Origin of the sequence: Nocardia sp. NPDC006044 (genome assembly GCF_042871115.1) — a bacterium.
GTDB lineage: Bacteria > Actinomycetota > Actinomycetes > Mycobacteriales > Mycobacteriaceae > Nocardia.
This window is the reverse complement of record NZ_JBIAID010000003.1, coordinates 46,666-62,175: the sequence shown is the minus strand read 5'-3', so window position 1 is coordinate 62,175 and position 15,510 is coordinate 46,666. Positions and strand designations below refer to the sequence as shown.

18 protein-coding genes are annotated in these 15,510 nt (G+C 69.4%); 13 read left to right on the top strand and 5 right to left on the bottom strand.

Annotated elements, in window-relative coordinates; translation table 11 throughout:
* The first annotated feature begins 7 nt into the window (after positions 1 to 7).
* The 6 genes from ACFYO1_RS24945 (at position 8) to hisH (ending at position 7,422) form a co-directional block, all read left to right on the top strand.
* Positions 8 to 1,756 (top strand): penicillin-binding transpeptidase domain-containing protein, encoded by a 1,749-nt coding sequence (locus ACFYO1_RS24945; protein ID WP_387235548.1) that lies wholly within the window; start codon positions 8 to 10, stop codon positions 1,754 to 1,756.
* Positions 1,757 to 1,855: 99 nt separating this feature from the next.
* Positions 1,856 to 3,490 (top strand): protein kinase, encoded by a 1,635-nt coding sequence (locus ACFYO1_RS24940; RefSeq protein ID WP_387235544.1) that lies wholly within the window; start codon positions 1,856 to 1,858, stop codon positions 3,488 to 3,490.
* A gap of 194 nt (positions 3,491 to 3,684) precedes the next feature.
* Positions 3,685 to 5,022, top strand: coding sequence for a histidinol dehydrogenase (gene hisD, locus ACFYO1_RS24935; protein WP_387235540.1), 1,338 nt, complete (start codon positions 3,685 to 3,687; stop codon positions 5,020 to 5,022).
* On the top strand, positions 5,019 to 6,152 hold the full coding sequence (locus ACFYO1_RS24930; RefSeq protein ID WP_387235537.1) for a histidinol-phosphate transaminase: 1,134 nt from the start codon (positions 5,019 to 5,021) through the stop codon (positions 6,150 to 6,152). The genes hisD and ACFYO1_RS24930 overlap by 4 nt, the downstream gene beginning before the upstream one ends.
* Before the next feature lie 20 nt (positions 6,153 to 6,172).
* The gene (gene hisB / locus ACFYO1_RS24925) at positions 6,173 to 6,790 is read left to right on the top strand and encodes an imidazoleglycerol-phosphate dehydratase HisB (protein ID WP_150406701.1); all 618 of its coding nucleotides are present in this window, start codon (positions 6,173 to 6,175) and stop codon (positions 6,788 to 6,790) included.
* A complete protein-coding gene (gene hisH / locus ACFYO1_RS24920; protein WP_387235534.1) occupies positions 6,787 to 7,422 on the top strand; it encodes an imidazole glycerol phosphate synthase subunit HisH in 636 nt (211 codons plus the stop codon). Before hisB ends, hisH begins: the two co-directional genes overlap by 4 nt.
* A gap of 11 nt (positions 7,423 to 7,433) precedes the next feature.
* Here the strand turns inward: hisH and ACFYO1_RS24915 are convergent, their stop codons facing one another.
* A complete protein-coding gene (locus ACFYO1_RS24915; protein ID WP_387235532.1) occupies positions 7,434 to 7,895 on the bottom strand; it encodes a hypothetical protein in 462 nt (153 codons plus the stop codon).
* Between the two features lie 211 nt (positions 7,896 to 8,106).
* Between ACFYO1_RS24915 and ACFYO1_RS24910 the strand changes: the two genes are divergently transcribed.
* The 7 genes from ACFYO1_RS24910 (at position 8,107) to hisI (ending at position 13,328) form a co-directional block, all read left to right on the top strand.
* Positions 8,107 to 8,649 (top strand): hypothetical protein, encoded by a 543-nt coding sequence (locus ACFYO1_RS24910; protein WP_387235529.1) that lies wholly within the window; start codon positions 8,107 to 8,109, stop codon positions 8,647 to 8,649.
* Between the two features lie 97 nt (positions 8,650 to 8,746).
* Positions 8,747 to 9,187 (top strand): MarR family winged helix-turn-helix transcriptional regulator, encoded by a 441-nt coding sequence (locus ACFYO1_RS24905; protein ID WP_387235526.1) that lies wholly within the window; start codon positions 8,747 to 8,749, stop codon positions 9,185 to 9,187.
* A gap of 136 nt (positions 9,188 to 9,323) precedes the next feature.
* A complete protein-coding gene (gene priA, locus ACFYO1_RS24900) occupies positions 9,324 to 10,055 on the top strand; it encodes a bifunctional 1-(5-phosphoribosyl)-5-((5-phosphoribosylamino)methylideneamino)imidazole-4-carboxamide isomerase/phosphoribosylanthranilate isomerase PriA (protein WP_387235523.1) in 732 nt (243 codons plus the stop codon).
* The gene (locus tag ACFYO1_RS24895) at positions 10,052 to 10,867 is read left to right on the top strand and encodes an inositol monophosphatase family protein (protein ID WP_387235520.1); all 816 of its coding nucleotides are present in this window, start codon (positions 10,052 to 10,054) and stop codon (positions 10,865 to 10,867) included. Before priA ends, ACFYO1_RS24895 begins: the two co-directional genes overlap by 4 nt.
* 4 nt (positions 10,868 to 10,871) lie before the next feature.
* A complete protein-coding gene (hisF, locus tag ACFYO1_RS24890) occupies positions 10,872 to 11,645 on the top strand; it encodes an imidazole glycerol phosphate synthase subunit HisF (RefSeq protein WP_387235517.1) in 774 nt (257 codons plus the stop codon).
* Between the two features lie 321 nt (positions 11,646 to 11,966).
* Entirely contained in the window at positions 11,967 to 12,905 is a 939-nt protein-coding gene (locus ACFYO1_RS24885; RefSeq protein ID WP_387235514.1) for a TIGR03564 family F420-dependent LLM class oxidoreductase, read from the top strand.
* A 57-nt stretch (positions 12,906 to 12,962) separates the two neighbouring features.
* Positions 12,963 to 13,328 (top strand): phosphoribosyl-AMP cyclohydrolase, encoded by a 366-nt coding sequence (gene hisI / locus ACFYO1_RS24880; RefSeq protein ID WP_387235511.1) that lies wholly within the window; start codon positions 12,963 to 12,965, stop codon positions 13,326 to 13,328.
* Here the strand turns inward: hisI and ACFYO1_RS24875 are convergent.
* From ACFYO1_RS24875 to ACFYO1_RS24860, 4 genes are all read right to left on the bottom strand, one after another.
* Positions 13,301 to 13,741: a MarR family winged helix-turn-helix transcriptional regulator gene (locus tag ACFYO1_RS24875; RefSeq protein ID WP_387235508.1), complete on the bottom strand. Its 441-nt coding sequence runs from the start codon at positions 13,739 to 13,741 to the stop codon at positions 13,301 to 13,303. The genes hisI and ACFYO1_RS24875 overlap by 28 nt on opposite strands.
* 201 nt (positions 13,742 to 13,942) lie before the next feature.
* Positions 13,943 to 14,524 (bottom strand): permease, encoded by a 582-nt coding sequence (locus ACFYO1_RS24870; RefSeq protein ID WP_387235505.1) that lies wholly within the window; start codon positions 14,522 to 14,524, stop codon positions 13,943 to 13,945.
* 75 nt (positions 14,525 to 14,599) lie between these two features.
* Positions 14,600 to 15,061, bottom strand: a complete 462-nt coding sequence (locus tag ACFYO1_RS24865) for a peroxiredoxin (protein ID WP_387235502.1) — start codon at positions 15,059 to 15,061, stop codon at positions 14,600 to 14,602.
* Positions 15,062 to 15,178: 117 nt separating this feature from the next.
* The gene (locus ACFYO1_RS24860) at positions 15,179 to 15,472 is read right to left on the bottom strand and encodes a hypothetical protein (RefSeq protein ID WP_387235499.1); all 294 of its coding nucleotides are present in this window, start codon (positions 15,470 to 15,472) and stop codon (positions 15,179 to 15,181) included.
* Positions 15,473 to 15,510 lie beyond the last annotated feature (38 nt).

The window sequence follows — 15,510 nt, the reverse complement described above, 5'->3', positions numbered from 1 at the left end:
CGGCGGGGTGCGTACCCACCGGAATTACCTCGTCCTGTTCGCCGCACCCGCGCTCGTGCTCGCCGCCTGCTCGTCCGGTCCGGACCAGCCGGACACGGTCGCGGGCCAGTTCGCCGACGCGCTGAACCGCGACGATGTCGCGGCCGCGGCCAAGCTGACCGACGATCCGGCCAAGGCCGCGGACACGCTCGGCAAGCTCTACGACGGCCTCGGCAAGGAGGTGCGTTTCGACGTCCGCTCGGTCGACAAGAACACCTTCACGCTGGCCGCCACCTGGAAGCTCGGCAAGGACGGCAAGGCCGAGTGGACCTACACGACCACCGGCACCGCGAACGACAGCGACGGCTGGAAGGTCAAGTGGAACCCGGACACGGTCGCACCCGGCTTGGCCGCGGGCCCGCTGAGTTACAGCGCGGTCTACCCGCAACCGTCCCGCATCCTCGATTCCACCGGCGGCGAGTTGATGACCCAGCAGGTGGTCACGCTGGTCAACGTGAGCCCCGGCGCCGACCTGGCCGCGCTCGCCGGTCTGCTCGGCCCGATCTCGCCCGGTATCACCGCGCAGTCGTTGCAGTCGGATCTGGCTGCGGCGCAAGGTAAACCGGTCACCGCGATCAGCCTGCGCGACGCCGATCTCGCGCCGATTCAGGCGCAGCTGTCCGGCTTGCCCGGCGTCACGCTCGCGCCGCAGACCCGGCTGCTCACCAACGACAAGTCGCTCGCCTCACCCACCCTGTCCGGCCTGGCCGAACTGTGGCAGAAGAACGCCGACGACAACGCGGGCTGGGCGGTGCGCGCGCAGACCGCCGACGGCACCCAGCGCGTCGGCGGCGCGGATCCGAAGCCGACCGCCGACATCGCGACCACGCTGAACATCGACCTGCAACAGGCCGCCGAGGCGGCGCTGACGCCGATCTCCCAACCCGCGGCGATCGTCGCGTTGCAGCCGTCCACCGGCAATGTCGTCGCGGTCGCGCAGAACAGCGCCGCCGACGCGCAGGGCCCGATCGCGCTCACCGGCCTCTACCCGCCCGGTTCGACGTTCAAGACGGTGACCGTCTCGGCCGCGCTGCAAGCGGGCACGGTCACCCCGGACACGGTGCTGCCCTGCCCGGGCGTGGCGAACATCGAGGGCCGCAAGATCCCCAACGACAACAATTTCGACCTCGGACAAGTCCCGCTACATACCGCGTTCGCGCGTTCGTGCAACACCACGATGGGCGAGCTCGGGGTGAAACTGCCCGCCGACGCGCTGACGAACGCGGCCGCCCAACTCGGTCTCGGCATCGACTACGTCACACCCGGGCTGACCACCGTCACCGGCAAGGTGCCGCCCGCGGACACCCCGGCGCTGCGGGTCGAATCCGCGATCGGGCAGGGGCAGGTGACCGCGACGCCGTTCGGTATGGCGCTGGTCGCCGCGTCGATCGCGCGCGGCTCGGTGCCCGCCCCGGCGATCGTCAAGGGTAAGCCGGGCACCCCGGACAAGACTCCGGCCCCGCTGCCCGCGACCGTCGCCGACCAGGTCAAGACCATGATGCGGGAAACCGTCACCGCCGGAACCGCGACCCAGCTGCGCGATATCCCCGGCCTGCTCGGCAAGACCGGCACCGCCGAATTCATCGACGACAAGCACGCGCACGGCTGGTTCGTCGGCATCGCCGATGACCTGGCCTTTGCCGTATTCGTCAACGACGCCAACAGCTCTGGGCCCGCGGTGGACGCGGCCGGGCGGATGCTGCGAGCGGCGCATTAGTTCCGGCGCGCCGATGTGGGCGGAGAATATGCCCGTGCTGGCGCGGACCGAAGTCGCGCGGCCAGCTACACTCGTCCCCGGACCGCGTCTGTAAGCAATATGCGGGATGTCACGATTTCGAGAAGGTTCGGAGTAGGCGCCATCGATACCGGTCAGTTGATCGCGGAGCATTACCGCCTGGTCGAGCGGATTGGTAGCGGCGGCACAGGCGTTGTTTGGCGTGCCATCGACGAGCGTCTGCAACGCTCGGTGGCCGTCAAGCAGATCCACATCAAGCCGAGCCTCCCCGAGGCCGAGCGTGATGTGGTGCGCCAGCGTGCCATTCGCGAGGCCCGCAACGCCGCGCGCTTCCAGCATCCGAACGCCATCGTGGTGTTCGACATCACCGAGCATCAGGGCGATCCCTGCCTGGTGATGGAGTACCTCAAATCCAACAGCCTGGCCGGCGTGCTGTCCGCGCAGGGTCCGCTGCCGTTGACCCAGGTCGCGCGGATCGGTGAACAGGTCGCCTCGGCGCTGATCGCCGCGCACGACGCGGGCATCGTGCACCGGGATGTGAAGCCGGGCAACATCCTGCTCGACGACCACGGCACGGTGAAGATCACCGACTTCGGCATCTCCCGCGCCGCCGGTGACGTCACGCTCACCGAGACCGGCCTGATCTGCGGCACCGCCGCCTATCTCGCGCCGGAGATGGCGCGCGGCGCGGACCCGACGCCGGCCTCGGACGTATTCGCCTTGGGCGCAACTCTTTTCCACGCGCTGGAGGGCGAGCCGCCGTACGGCGCGAACGCCAACCCGCTCGCGGTGCTGTACGCCGCGGCCAACGGTCAGGTCAGCGAACCGCGAAACGCCGGTCCCGCAACGGATTTCCTGCTCGATCTGCTCAGCCCGGAACCGCAGGACCGGCCCACCATGCGCGCCGCCCTCGACCACCTGGCCGCGTTCGCCGACTCCGGCCCCGCGCCGGTGGCCGCCGGATTCGTACCCGCCAGTGAGGCTTTCGTGCGCCGCCGCAACGGCGCGCCGGAATCGGCGACGCGTGCGCTGCGCCCGTCGGCGGTCTCCGCGCCGGCGCATCAGCCGGCCGAACGGCAGCCGCGCCAGCAGCAGGCCGCACCGCGTCCGCAGCACCCGCCGCGCCGCCCGGCCCAGCCGAACACGGCCACTCATCCGCGTACGCAGGCCCAGCCGCGCCCGGTGCCGCGCAAGTCCGGCGGCAAGAGCAAGGCCATCATCATCGGCGCCGCGATCGGTGCGGTGGTGGCGGTGGCCGCGATCCTGGTCGGCGCGTTGAGCCAGAAGGACTCGAATTCGCCGACGGTGAACGCGGGCCCGCCGGCGACGAGCGCGGCCAGCGGCGGACCGAGTACGACTCCGCAGACGGGAACGCCCGGGAAGACCGCCAGTGATGGCAAGGTCGCCGAGGGCCCTGCCGCCGCGTTGGTGAAGCGGTTCTACGACGATGCCAGCGGATCCTGGTCCATCCTGACGCCGGCGGCGCAGAAGGTCTATGGCACCGAAACCGGGTTCCGGCAGTACTGGGACGCGCACACGGTCGAGAACTTCACCAGCATCAAGAAGTACGGCGACAGCGGCTCGGACGGATCGATGGACATCAAGCTGGACAGCCTGATCATCGACGGCCAGGACAAGCCACTGGTCCTGCGGGTGATCAGCTCCGGCGGGAAGCTGCTCATCGACAGCGACACGCGCTTCCCGAACCTGTCCTGACCTCCGCGGAATCCAGCGCCTGCCGATCGCCCGTCACGATAGACGGGCTGGTCGGCGTCGGTGCCGCGCTCTGTCCGGTGAGACGCAGAGCTCAGCTGGGCAGACCGTGCGGATAACGGCTGGCGTCGGCCGGATAGGCTGGTAGCTGCAACTTTCCTGTTGCGGAATCGGCTGAGGACAAGGATCGACACCACATGACTACCCGCATCGAGCTCGCCCGCGTTGATCTGCGCGGTCGCACTCCCTCCGTTGCCGAGCTGCGCGCCGCGCTGCCGCGCGGGGGAGTCGACGTGGACTCGGTGCTGCATCATGTGCGGCCGGTGGTCGAGGCGATCCGGGATCGTGGCGTCGAGGCGGCCCAGGAGTACAGCGAGCGGTTCGACGGGATCAGCCCGGCGACGGTGCGGGTACCCGCGGCCGAGCTGGAAAAGGCGCTCGACGAGCTGGATCCCACGGTGCGCGCGGCGCTGGAGGAGTCCATCGCCAGGGCCAGAAAGGTGCACGCCGATCAGCGGCGCACCGACAAGACCACCGAGGTGGTGCCCGGCGGCACGGTGACCGAGCGGTGGGTGCCGGTGGAGCGGGTCGGGTTGTACGTGCCCGGCGGCAACGCCGTCTACCCGTCCAGCGTGGTGATGAACGTGGTGCCCGCGCAGACCGCGGGCGTGGGCTCGCTGGTGGTGGCCTCGCCGCCGCAGGCGCAGTTCGGTGGCCTGCCGCACCCGACCATCCTGGCTGCCGCGCAGTTGCTCGGCGTCGACGAGGTGTGGGCGGTCGGCGGGGCGCAGGGCGTCGCGCTGCTGTCCTACGGCGGCGCCGACACCGACGGCGCCGCACTGGAGCCGGTCGATCTGATCACCGGACCCGGCAACATCTACGTGACCGCGGCCAAGCGGCTGTGCCGTGGGCTGATCGGCATCGACGCCGAGGCCGGCCCGACCGAGATCGCGATCCTGGCCGACGCGACCGCCGAGCCGGTGCACGTCGCGGCCGATCTGATCAGCCAGGCCGAGCACGACGTGCTCGCGGCCAGCGTGCTGGTCACCGACAGCCCGGAGCTGGCCGACGCGGTGGACGCGGCGCTGACCCGGCAGCTGACCGTGGTGAAGCACGCCGAGCGGGTGACCGAGGCGCTGCACGGCAGGCAATCCGGCACGGTGCTGGTCGACGACATCGAGCAGGGCCTGCGGGTGGTGAACGCCTACGCGGCCGAACACCTCGAGATCCAGACCGCCGAGGCCGCCGCGGTGGCGGCCCGAGTGCGCAGTGCCGGTGCGATTTTCGTCGGCGCGTACGCGCCGGTGAGCCTCGGCGACTACTGCGCGGGCTCCAACCACGTGCTGCCGACGGCCGGATGCGCCCGGCACTCTTCGGGTTTGAGCGTGCAGACGTTCCTGCGCGGCATCCACGTCGTCGACTACACCGAGGCGGCGTTGAAGGATGTCGCCGGTCACGTGGTCGCGTTGGCCAACGCCGAGGACCTGCCCGCGCACGGCCAGGCCGTGCAGGCGCGTTTCGAGGCGCTGTCATGACCCGCCAGGCCACCGTGCCGGGCGCGGACATCAGCCTGGACGACCTACCGCTGCGGGACAACCTGCGCGGCAAGAAGCCTTACGGCGCACCGCAATTGACCGTGCCGGTGCAGCTGAACACCAACGAGAACCCGCACCCGCCGAGCCGGGCGCTGATCGACGACGTCGCCGAGTCCATTCGGATCGCCGCCGCCGACCTGCACCGCTACCCGGACCGGGACGCGGTGGCATTGCGCGGCGACCTGGCCGAATACCTCACCGGGCAAACGGGTGTCGCGGTGGACACCGGCAACGTCTGGGCGGCAAACGGTTCCAACGAGATCCTGCAACAGCTGTTGCAGGCGTTCGGCGGACCGGGCCGCAGCGCACTGGGTTTCGTGCCGTCGTACTCGATGCACCCGATCATCTCCGAGGGCATCGACACCGAATGGATCGAGGCCAAGCGCAACGCGGACTTCGCCCTCGACATCGACTACGCGGTGGCCGCCATCGCGGAGCGCTCGCCGAACGTGGTCTTCGTGACCAGCCCGAACAACCCGACCGGGCACAGCATTCCGCAGGACGATCTCGCGCGGATCCTGGAGGCGGCGCCGGGCATCGTGGTGGTCGACGAGGCGTACGGGGAGTTCTCCGCGCAGCCCAGCGCCCTCGCGCTGATCGACCGGTTCCCCGCGAAATTGGTGGTGACCAGGACCATGAGCAAGGCGTTCGCCTTCGCCGGTGGGCGCCTCGGGTACCTGGTCGCCGCGCCCGCGGTGATCGACGCGATGCTGCTGGTGCGGTTGCCGTATCACCTGTCGGTGGTCACCCAGGCGGCCGCGCGGGCGGCGCTGCGGCACGCCGACGAAACCCTCGCCAGCGTGGCGGAGCTTGCCGCGCAACGTGATCGGGTCGCGACGGCGCTGGCCGAGATCGGCTTCGAGGTGATCCCGAGCGACGCGAACTTCTTGCTGTTCGGCCGGTTCACCGACGCATCAGCGAGCTGGCAGCGGTATCTTGATCATGGCGTGCTGATCCGCGATGTCGGCATCCCCGGCTACCTGCGCACCACCATCGGGCTGGCCGCGGAGAACGACGAACTCCTGAAGGTCAGCCGCGTTCTGGTGCACACCGACGTGACGCCCCGATGAATCCGCCTGTGGAGGAACCAATCATGAACCGAATCGCGCGGGTCGAGCGTGTCACCAAAGAGTCCAGCATCGTGGTCGAGCTGGACCTGGACGGCTCCGGCAAGACCGAAATCGCCACGGGCGTACCGTTCTACGACCACATGCTGACCGCGCTGGGCGCGCACGCCAGCTTCGACCTGACCGTGCGGGCCGAGGGCGATACCGAGATCGAGGCCCACCACACGGTGGAGGACACCGCGATCGTGTTCGGCCAGGCGCTGGGAAAGGCGTTGGGGGACAAGGCAGGCATCCGCCGGTTCGGTGACGCCTACATTCCGATGGACGAGACGTTGGCGCACGCCGCGGTGGACGTCTCCGGCCGGCCGTACTGTGTGCACACCGGCGAACCGGAACACCTGCTGCACGCGGTGATCCCCGGCTCCGGCCCCGGCGCACCGTATTCCACCGTGCTCAACCGCCACGTCTTCGAGTCGATCGCGTTGAACGCGCGCATCGCGCTGCACGTGCGCGTGCTGTACGGCCGCGACCAGCACCACGTCACCGAGGCCGAATTCAAGGCGGTGGCAAGGGCTTTGCGTGCCGCGGTCGAACTCGACCCGCGGGTGCACGGCGTTCCCTCGACGAAGGGGACGCTGTGAGTGTGAAGTCTGTCGCGCTGCTCGATTACGGCTCGGGCAACCTGCACTCGGCCGAGCGCGCGCTGGTGCGCGCGGGTGCGAAGGTCGAGGTGACCGCCGACCCGGAGATCGCCTTGGCCGCCGACGGTTTGGTCGTGCCCGGCGTCGGCGCGTACGCCGCCTGCATGGCCGGACTGCGCGCGGTGCGGGGCGAGCGGATGATCGGCCAGCGCCTGGCCGGTGGCCGTCCGGTGCTCGGCATCTGCGTCGGCATGCAGATCCTGTTCGAGCGCGGCGTGGAATTCGGCGTGGAGACCGACGGCTGCGCGGAATGGCCCGGCGTGGTGGAACGGCTGTCCGCGCCGGTGCTGCCGCACATGGGCTGGAACACCGTGTCGGCGCCGCAGGACAGCGTGCTGTTCGCGGGCATGGACGAGGACACGCGGTTCTACTTCGTGCACTCCTACGCCGCCCAGACCTGGGAGCTGCCGCCGGGCGAGCACTTCGCCGCGCCCAAGCTGACCTGGGCCGAGCACGGCGTGCCGTTCCTCGCCGCTGTGGAGAACGGGCCGCTCTCGGCGACCCAGTTCCACCCGGAGAAGTCCGGCGACGCCGGGGCCCAGCTGCTGCACAACTGGGTGCAATCGCTGTAAGCCCAACTGGTCTACCGGGTTTCGGCCCGGTTTACCAGCCAGCGGCCGTTCACGTTCTCCACGGTGATCAGCAGCGACATCTTGCTGGTCTTCGGCATACCGGCGGTTTCGTCGCTCGTGGTCGTCCGCACCACGTCGACGGTCACATCCGCGCGGGCCTCGTCGCCGGAGACGACCCGGCAGTCCACCGAGTCGACCGTCGCGCGGGTGTGACTGGCGATGGCGTTGGCCTCGATGGTCGGCCTGGCCTCCTCGAACTCCGCGCGGAACATCCCGGTGGTGATGCCGAGCATCTTGCCGGCGTGATCATCGAAGCGCGCGTAGTCGTAAGTCCCCGCCACATTGCCGAAATCGCAGCCGGCCAGCCGCGCCTCCTCGGGCGGGGCCGCCGCCGCGGTCTGCGCGGTGGCCAGCACCGCGGCGCAGGTGGCGGCCGAAATCAAGAGCACGGCAGGCAGGGTCGAGCGCGACATACGAGATCCCTAGGGAGAGAGCGGAGTCGGCGACCGGAGCGATCGCCGTGGCGAGACATTACCGGCGAATCCCCGGTCGCGGGGGTCGCTCGCGGAGTCGGTCGTGGCCGACGCCTCCGGGTAGACCCTGAGTCGTCCGCGCCGGATATGCGGGTTGCCACCGGATTCGCTTGCGGCGGCGCGGATCTACGGTCGACCCGAGGAGGCTGTTATGCGGAGCGTCACAGTCCCGCTGGTGGTGCTGACCGGGTACGCCGTGGTCGCGTGTTTCGTGTTCGGTACCGCCGCAGCGGAGACATTGCTGTTGTATCCCAACATTTTTCGGGATGTCCCGGAGTCGCTGGAGATGTCCCAGCGGTTCATGAGCGTGGTCAGCGTCGGCGACGTGATGCGGCCGCTCGGTGGTGTGCTGACGCTATGCGCGGTGCTCGCGCTCGTGGCTGCGGTGCGGTACCGGGTCGGGTTGCGCTGGATCGGGTTGTCGCTGGCCTCGTTGGTCAGCGGGCAGTTCCTGCTGTCGGTGCTGTACGAGTGGCCGCGGGCGACGATCCTGTTCGACGAGCGAGACGAGCACACCCTCGCCGAGATCGAGCGGGCGGCAACGGAATTCCAGATCGGGGAGGGATTGCGCATCGTGGCGGCGGCACTGACCGCGCTGTTCGCGGTGGCCGCCGCACTGGTCTGTTATCGGCGCCGGGTGCTGGCCGGCCAGGCCGGGGCGGTCGCCGATCGCGCAGGTCTCGACCCCCGATAGTGGCCGTCGCGGACCGCGCGAAACGGTGGGCCTCGTCGCGGGGTGCGGCGGCGTTTACCATATTGTGGGTGCGACCAACAAGAGTTAGATTGCTGCCATGGAGATCTCGCAGGAGGGTGCTCCCGCCAGACTGCGGGCGCTCCCGACCCGGCTGGTCGATCAGGTCGCCCTCGTCGCCAATCGGGCGACCGAGCGGGCGCTGAACGCCACCGGCTCGCGGCGCTACCACTACGCGCTGCTCGCGGCGCTCGGCGAGTTCGGCGCGATCAGCCAGGCCGACCTGGGCCGGCGCACCCGGATCGACCGCAGCGACATCGTCGCCACGGTCAACGACCTGGCCGGGCGCGGCTTCGTCGAGCGCAGCCCGGACGAGGGCGACCGCAGGCGCAAGATCGTCACCATCACCGACGCGGGCACGGCTCATCTCGCCGAACTGGACGAGCGACTGGCCGGCGCCCAGGACGAACTCCTGGCCGGTCTGGACCCCGCGGAGCGCGCGGAGCTGGTCCGTCTGCTGGCTCGAATCCTCGATCGGTGATCCAGCTCCTATATGCGCAGGCCGGAGACCGGGCGAGGGAAGCGAACCACTAGGGTGGTCGCGTGAGTGAGCGCAGCGAACGAACCATCAGCACAGCGAAGACGTCGACCGGGTCGAGCGCCGGCGAGGCGCAGTCGTGAGTCTTGTGCTGCTACCCGCCGTCGACGTGGCCAACGGAGAGGCCGTGCGCCTCGTGCAGGGAGAGGCCGGGAGCGAAACCAGCTACGGCTCGCCGCGCGACGCCGCCCTGGAATGGCAGCGCGCCGGCGCGGAGTGGGTCCATCTGGTCGACCTGGACGCCGCGTTCGGCCGCGGCTCGAATCGTGAGCTGCTGGCCGGTGTGGTCGGCGAACTCGACGTCAAGGTGGAGCTGTCCGGCGGCATCCGCGACGACGACACCCTGGAGGCCGCGCTGGCCACCGGGTGCGCCCGGGTGAACCTCGGCACCGCCGCGCTGGAGGACCCGATCTGGTGCGCCAAGGCCATCGCGAAGCACGGCGAGCGCGTCGCGGTGGGCCTGGACGTGCGGATCATCGACGGCGACTACCGGCTGCGCGGCCGCGGCTGGGTCAGCGACGGCGGCGACCTGTGGGAGGTGCTGGAGCGCCTGGAGCGGGACGGCTGCTCGCGCTACGTGGTCACCGACGTCACCAAGGACGGCACGCTGACCGGCCCGAACCTGGACCTGCTGCGCGAGGTGTGCAACGCCACCGACGCGCCGGTCATCGCCTCCGGCGGCGTCTCCACCATCGAGGATCTGATCGCGATCGCCGAACTGGTGCCCGAGGGCGTCGAGGGTTCGATCGTCGGCAAGGCGCTCTACGCGGGCCGGTTCACGCTGCCCGAGGCGCTGGCCGCGGTGAGATGAGCCCGGACCTATCGGCTCTGCTCGCGGTCGCCCGGGAGACCCTGGACTCGGTCGCCTCACGCTTCATCGAGGGGGTCGGCGCGCCGAGCGCGGTGACCAAGGGGCGCAACGACTTCGCCACCGAACTCGATCTGGAGCTGGAGCGCACCATCTCCGCAGAGCTCGAGCAGCGCACCGGAATAAAGGTGCACGGTGAGGAATTCGGCGGACCGCAGCTCGTGTCCGGCACCGCGTGGGTGCTCGATCCGATCGACGGAACGTTCAATTACTCGTCCGGGCACCCGCTTTCGGGCATGCTGCTCGCCCTCGTGCACGAGGGCGAGCCGGTGCTCGGCTTGACCTGGCTGCCGCTGCTCGGGCAGCGCTACGCCGCGATCGCGGGCGGACCGGTGCAGCTGAACGGGCAACCGCTGCCGCCGTTGCCGCACGGCAAGCTGGCCGAGGCGATGATCGGCTTCGGCGCGTTCAATGTCGATGCGCGAGGCCGGATTCCGGGCCAGTTCCGGTTCGATCTGCTCGGCCCGCTCAGCCGGCTCTCCTCGCGCGTGCGGATGCACGGGTCCACCGGCATCGATTTGGCGTTCACCGCCGCCGGCGTGCTCGGCGGCGCCATCGTGTTCGGCCATCATCCGTGGGACAACGCCGCGGGCGTCGCGCTGATCCGGGCCGCGGGCGGTGTGGTGACCGACCTGGCCGGCGCGCCGTGGACCATCACGTCCGGCTCGGTGCTGGCCGGCGCGCCGGGCGTGCACGAGGAATTGCTCGAAATGATCTGCACGGTGGCCGATCCGGCGACCGCGGAGGAAGGGTGAGGCAATGACGTTGGCGGTACGCGTGATTCCGTGTCTGGACGTCGACGCGGGCCGGGTGGTCAAGGGCGTGAACTTCGAGAACCTGCGCGACGCGGGCGATCCCGTCGAGCTGGCCGCGACCTATGACGCGCAGGGCGCCGACGAACTGACCTTCCTGGATGTCACCGCCTCCACCGGCGATCGCGGCACCATGATCGACGTGGTGACCCGCACCGCCGAGCAGATCTTCATTCCGCTCACCGTCGGCGGCGGGGTGCGCACGGTCGACGACGTCGACCGGCTGTTGCGCGCCGGTGCGGACAAGGTTTCGGTGAACACCGCCGCCATCGCGCGGCCCGAGGTGCTGCGCGAGATGTCGGAACGCTTCGGCTCGCAGTGCATCGTGCTGTCCGTGGACGCGCGCACCGTGCCGGACGGACAGCCCGCGACGCCCTCCGGCTGGGAGGTCACCACGCACGGCGGCAAGCGTGGCACCGGCATCGACGCCGTCGAATGGGCTACCCGCGGAGCCGAATTGGGTGTCGGCGAGATCCTGCTCAACTCGATGGACGCCGACGGCACCAAAGCCGGCTTCGACCTGCGCATGATCAGCGCCGTGCGCGCGGCGGTCTCGGTGCCGGTCATCGCCAGCGGCGGCGCGGGCGCGGTCGAGCACTTCGCCCCGGCCGTGCAGGCGGGCGCCGACGCCGTCCTGGCCGCCAGCGTCTTCCACTTCGGCGACCTCACCATCGGCCAGGTGAAGGACTCCATGCGAGCGGAAAACATCGTCGTCCGCTAACCGCCCCGCGCCGCGCGCGCCCCGCTTCCGCTGAGCCTGACGGGAATCTACGCGTCCTCCGCGCGTGAGCCTTGCGCGTACAGGTTCGCCTCGCACGTAGGAGTTGTTCGCTGCGAATGGGTTTGCCGGCGATTTCTGCGCGGCATGGGGTTGCATGCGCGGCGGCGGTTCCTGTGCAGTGGGGAGGGGGCGGTGTCGCACATTGAGTGGTTCGCTGTGTGTGTGCAGTCTGCGAGATCGTGCGTGGGAGGGCGTGGGGCGGGCTCGGCGGGAATCGGCCGTGGCGGAATGTGGCTCGCACTGGGGGGCGTTGGTGGGGAGATGAGCATCGGTATCGCGTTGTCCCCCTTCCGCCTCGACGCGACCGACAATGCGGTGGACGCCGCGGTGGCCGCGGGCCGGCAAGCCGCAGCGGCGGGGTTGAGTTCGCTGTGGTTCGGTCAGACGTTCAGTCATGACAGCATCGTGTTGTCCGCCGCGGTCGGGCGGGAGGTGCCCGAGCTGGAACTGGGCACGTCGGCGATTCCGATCCCGGCGCGGCATCCGCTGCTGATCGCCAGTCAGGCGCAGACCGCGCAGGCGGCCACGCACGGCCGGTTCACGCTCGGCCTCGCCCTCGGTGCGCCGGCGTTCACCGAGCCCACCTTCGGTGTTCCATACGATCGGCCGATCGCCCGGCTGCGTGAGTTCTTGACCGCGCTGCGCGCCGTACTCGACACCGGCACAGTCGATTTCCACGGCGAGCTGCTCACCGCGGTCGCGCCGCTGCCCGCCGCGGTGGCGGGCGCGAAGCCGGCCGTGCCGGTGCTGGTCGCCGCGATGGGACCGCAGGCACTGCGGGTCACCGGCGAATTGGCCGACGGCACACTGCCTTTCCTGGTCGGGCCGAAGGCGCTGGCCGAGCACGTCGTCGCGCCGATCACCAAAGCCGCCGAGCGAGCCGGCCGTTCCGCGCCGCGCATCGTGGTCATCGTCCCCGGAGTGGTCACCGCCGATGTCGAGGGTGCTCGCGCGGCGGCCGAGCAGTCGACGGCGTTCTACAACGACGTTCCGTCCTACCAGCGGATCATCGAGTTGTCCGGCGCTGCGCGGGCCGCCGATCTGGTCGTCATCGGCGACGAACAAGCCATCGCCGACCGCGTCGCGGAGTACATCGACGCCGGCGCCACCGATGTCGTCTTCAGCCAGACCGACCTGACCACGCCCGCCGACGAACAGCGAACCTGGCAACTACTCGGCGAACTGAATCGCGCCGCCTGACCGGGAACCGCGCGGCCGCCGGGAATAGCACCCATGTCCGGCTGTTATAACGGTGCTATGACTCTCGACCCCACCATCGCCGCCCGGCTCAAGCGCAACGACGCCGGATTGGTTGCGGCTGTCGCGCAGGAGCGCGGCACCGGCGACGTGCTGATGGTCGCGTGGATGGACGACGAGGCGCTGGCTCGCACGCTGGAAACCCGTAAGGCCACGTACTATTCGCGGTCGCGCCGGCAGTACTGGGTCAAGGGGGAGACTTCCGGCCACACCCAGTACGTGCACGAGGTCCGGCTCGACTGCGACGGTGACACCATCCTCTTGGTCGTCGATCAAGAGGGCGCCGCCTGCCACACCGGGACCCACACCTGTTTCGATACGGACGTGCTGCTGGCCGATCAGGTCTCGGCGGGCGGATCCGCCTGATTCGTCCCGGCCGACCGGCCCAGTGCGTCGGTGAGATGGTCGGCGAGTAATTCGCTCAACTCGGCCAGCTGGGCGGTCTGTTCCGGCTCCAAGCCGTCGAATACGAAGCGGCGCACCGCATCCAGATATCCGGGCGCCGCCTCGACCACCTTGTGGTAGCCGTCGTCTGTCAGTACCGCCTGCACGCCGCGGCGCCCGGCGGTAGCCGATCGCTCGGCCCAGCCCATGCGTTCGAGCTTCGAGACGACGTGCGAAAGCCGTGATAGCGATGCATTTGCCTTGTGGGCGAGGTCACTCATCTGTAAGCGATGGCCCGGTTCCTCGGACAGCAGGGTCAAAACCCAATACTCGAAATGGGTGACCCCGGATTCGCGCTGCAGCTGGGTATCCAAAGCGCCTGGTAGGCGGGTCATCAGCGCGACAATCGCACGCCAAGCTCGTTGCTCTACGGGGTCGAGCCACTTCGTCACTGTGTGCCTTCTTTCAAGCCAAGTGACGTGGTTTTGTTAGGTAGCCTACCGATTATTGAAAAGCATGTTCACAGTCACCCGTGGCGCCAAGTTTGCCACGACTTCGCTCGCTCGTCATGCAGTTGCTGAGTAGCGTGAGTTCACTCACAAACCGTCGGGCCGGGTCATGGCCGGATCGGTGGTGGTCGCGGGCGGTGTTGTGGTCCCGCGCTGCTTCGGATGCCTGCGCCGCCACCACCGCATGACCACGAGCACGAGAGCCGCGAGCCAGATCGCGGCGGCCACTATCGCGCCGGCCATCGTGGCGCCGCGGAACGCGGGCGCGTCGACGTCGAGGATCCGCTGCCCGGCATGGGCGGCGTTGCTGCCGCCGAGCACGATGGTCAGCGTCATCAGATTGGGGATCGCGACGAGCACGGCGATCACGACCGCGGCGCCGGCCATGAACCGGCCGCCACGACGGCGCCACACCCGGACCGCGAACAGCAGCAGGAACAGCGGGACGACCGTGCACACGCCGCCGAAGACCAGACCCCAGCCGATGCCCTTGGCGAAGCTGCCGTTGACCATCTCCGCGATCCGCTGCGCCCACCAGCGTGGGATGAACGCGGACAGGATGAAGTACGCGATGAACAGGACGGCGATCACCGCCAGTCCGCCGACCACCCAGGTCTTCCAGGCCGGCCCGGTCGATTTCTGCTCCAGCTGTCCGTCGGTCGCAGTCATGACCTCAGGGTAAGCCGGGTGAGCGGCGGAAACGTGATGATCGCCCCGGCGTTTCCGGTACGACCGTGCCGGGGCCTACTGCGCGCGCTCGCGCAGGAACTTCAGCGCCTCGTCGGCGTGCACGTTGGCGCGCAGCTCGCCGGTGATGATCTTGCGGACGGTGCGGTCCTGGTCGATGACGAAGGTCTGCCGCTTGACCGGGGCCAGCTTGCCGAGCAGCCCGCGCTTCACGCCGAACTGCGCGGCGACCTTGCCGTCGGGATCGGAAAGCAGCGGGTAGCCCAGGCCCTGCTTGTCGGCGAAACCGGCTTGTGTGTCGACGCCGTCGGCGCTGATACCGACGCAGGAGGCGCCCAGCGCGGCAAAATCGCCGGCTACATCGCGGAAGTGGCAGGCCTCCGCCGTGCACACCGGGGTGTTCGCGGCGGGGTAGAAGAAAAGGACCAGCGGACCGTCCGCGAGCAACGCGTCGAGCGAACGGGGAGTGCCGGTTTGATCGCGGAGCTCGAACTGGGGGGCGAGCTGTCCTGTCTGCATGGAAAGGGACAGTACCGGGCACTTGTCGCACCCGGTACCGGTCCGTTCCGGCTCATGCCGAACCTCCGTCTGCATTCCGATGACACGCGGGCTGAAGACGGACGACGTGGTTACGTCCTAGATGCCGATCAGGGCCGCGACTTCGGGGTTCTTGATCTGCATGACGTCGAGAATGCCGTGCGCGCGCAGGAACGGCTTGAGTTCCTTGATCCGGTCGGCGTGCGTGGCGTACTCGTCCGGGAAGTGGTTCCGGTCCAGGGATTCGAGCGCCTTCGCGTAGGTGACGAAGGTGGCTAGTGCGTTCGGGGCACCCTGTTGGCCTGCCTTCGACTGCAGACCGACCATCCGTGGGGGCTGGCTCGGCGCGCCGCCCGGGGCGGCGTGCCTGCCCTCCGGTTGCGAGGGGTACATCAGTTGTCTCCTCTCGATCATGGATACCGCGTGCGAGA

Excerpts from the sequence above, each read along its gene's own strand:
- ACFYO1_RS24940 (WP_387235544.1), top strand. The coding sequence starts at position 1,856 with ATGCGGGATGTCACGATTTCGAGAAGGTTCGGAGTAGGCGCCATCGAT.
- hisD (WP_387235540.1), top strand. The coding sequence starts at position 3,685 with ATGACTACCCGCATCGAGCTCGCCCGCGTTGATCTGCGCGGTCGCACT.
- ACFYO1_RS24930 (WP_387235537.1), top strand. The coding sequence starts at position 5,019 with ATGACCCGCCAGGCCACCGTGCCGGGCGCGGACATCAGCCTGGACGAC.
- ACFYO1_RS24915 (WP_387235532.1), bottom strand. The coding sequence starts at position 7,895 with ATGTCGCGCTCGACCCTGCCTGCCGTGCTCTTGATTTCGGCCGCCACC.
- ACFYO1_RS24910 (WP_387235529.1), top strand. The coding sequence starts at position 8,107 with ATGCGGAGCGTCACAGTCCCGCTGGTGGTGCTGACCGGGTACGCCGTG.
- ACFYO1_RS24905 (WP_387235526.1), top strand. The coding sequence starts at position 8,747 with ATGGAGATCTCGCAGGAGGGTGCTCCCGCCAGACTGCGGGCGCTCCCG.
- ACFYO1_RS24895 (WP_387235520.1), top strand. The coding sequence starts at position 10,052 with ATGAGCCCGGACCTATCGGCTCTGCTCGCGGTCGCCCGGGAGACCCTG.
- hisF (WP_387235517.1), top strand. The coding sequence starts at position 10,872 with ATGACGTTGGCGGTACGCGTGATTCCGTGTCTGGACGTCGACGCGGGC.
- ACFYO1_RS24885 (WP_387235514.1), top strand. The coding sequence starts at position 11,967 with ATGAGCATCGGTATCGCGTTGTCCCCCTTCCGCCTCGACGCGACCGAC.
- hisI (WP_387235511.1), top strand. The coding sequence starts at position 12,963 with ATGACTCTCGACCCCACCATCGCCGCCCGGCTCAAGCGCAACGACGCC.
- ACFYO1_RS24875 (WP_387235508.1), bottom strand. The coding sequence starts at position 13,741 with ATGACCCGCCTACCAGGCGCTTTGGATACCCAGCTGCAGCGCGAATCC.
- ACFYO1_RS24870 (WP_387235505.1), bottom strand. The coding sequence starts at position 14,524 with ATGACTGCGACCGACGGACAGCTGGAGCAGAAATCGACCGGGCCGGCC.
- ACFYO1_RS24865 (WP_387235502.1), bottom strand. The coding sequence starts at position 15,061 with ATGCAGACAGGACAGCTCGCCCCCCAGTTCGAGCTCCGCGATCAAACC.
- ACFYO1_RS24860 (WP_387235499.1), bottom strand. The coding sequence starts at position 15,472 with ATGTACCCCTCGCAACCGGAGGGCAGGCACGCCGCCCCGGGCGGCGCG.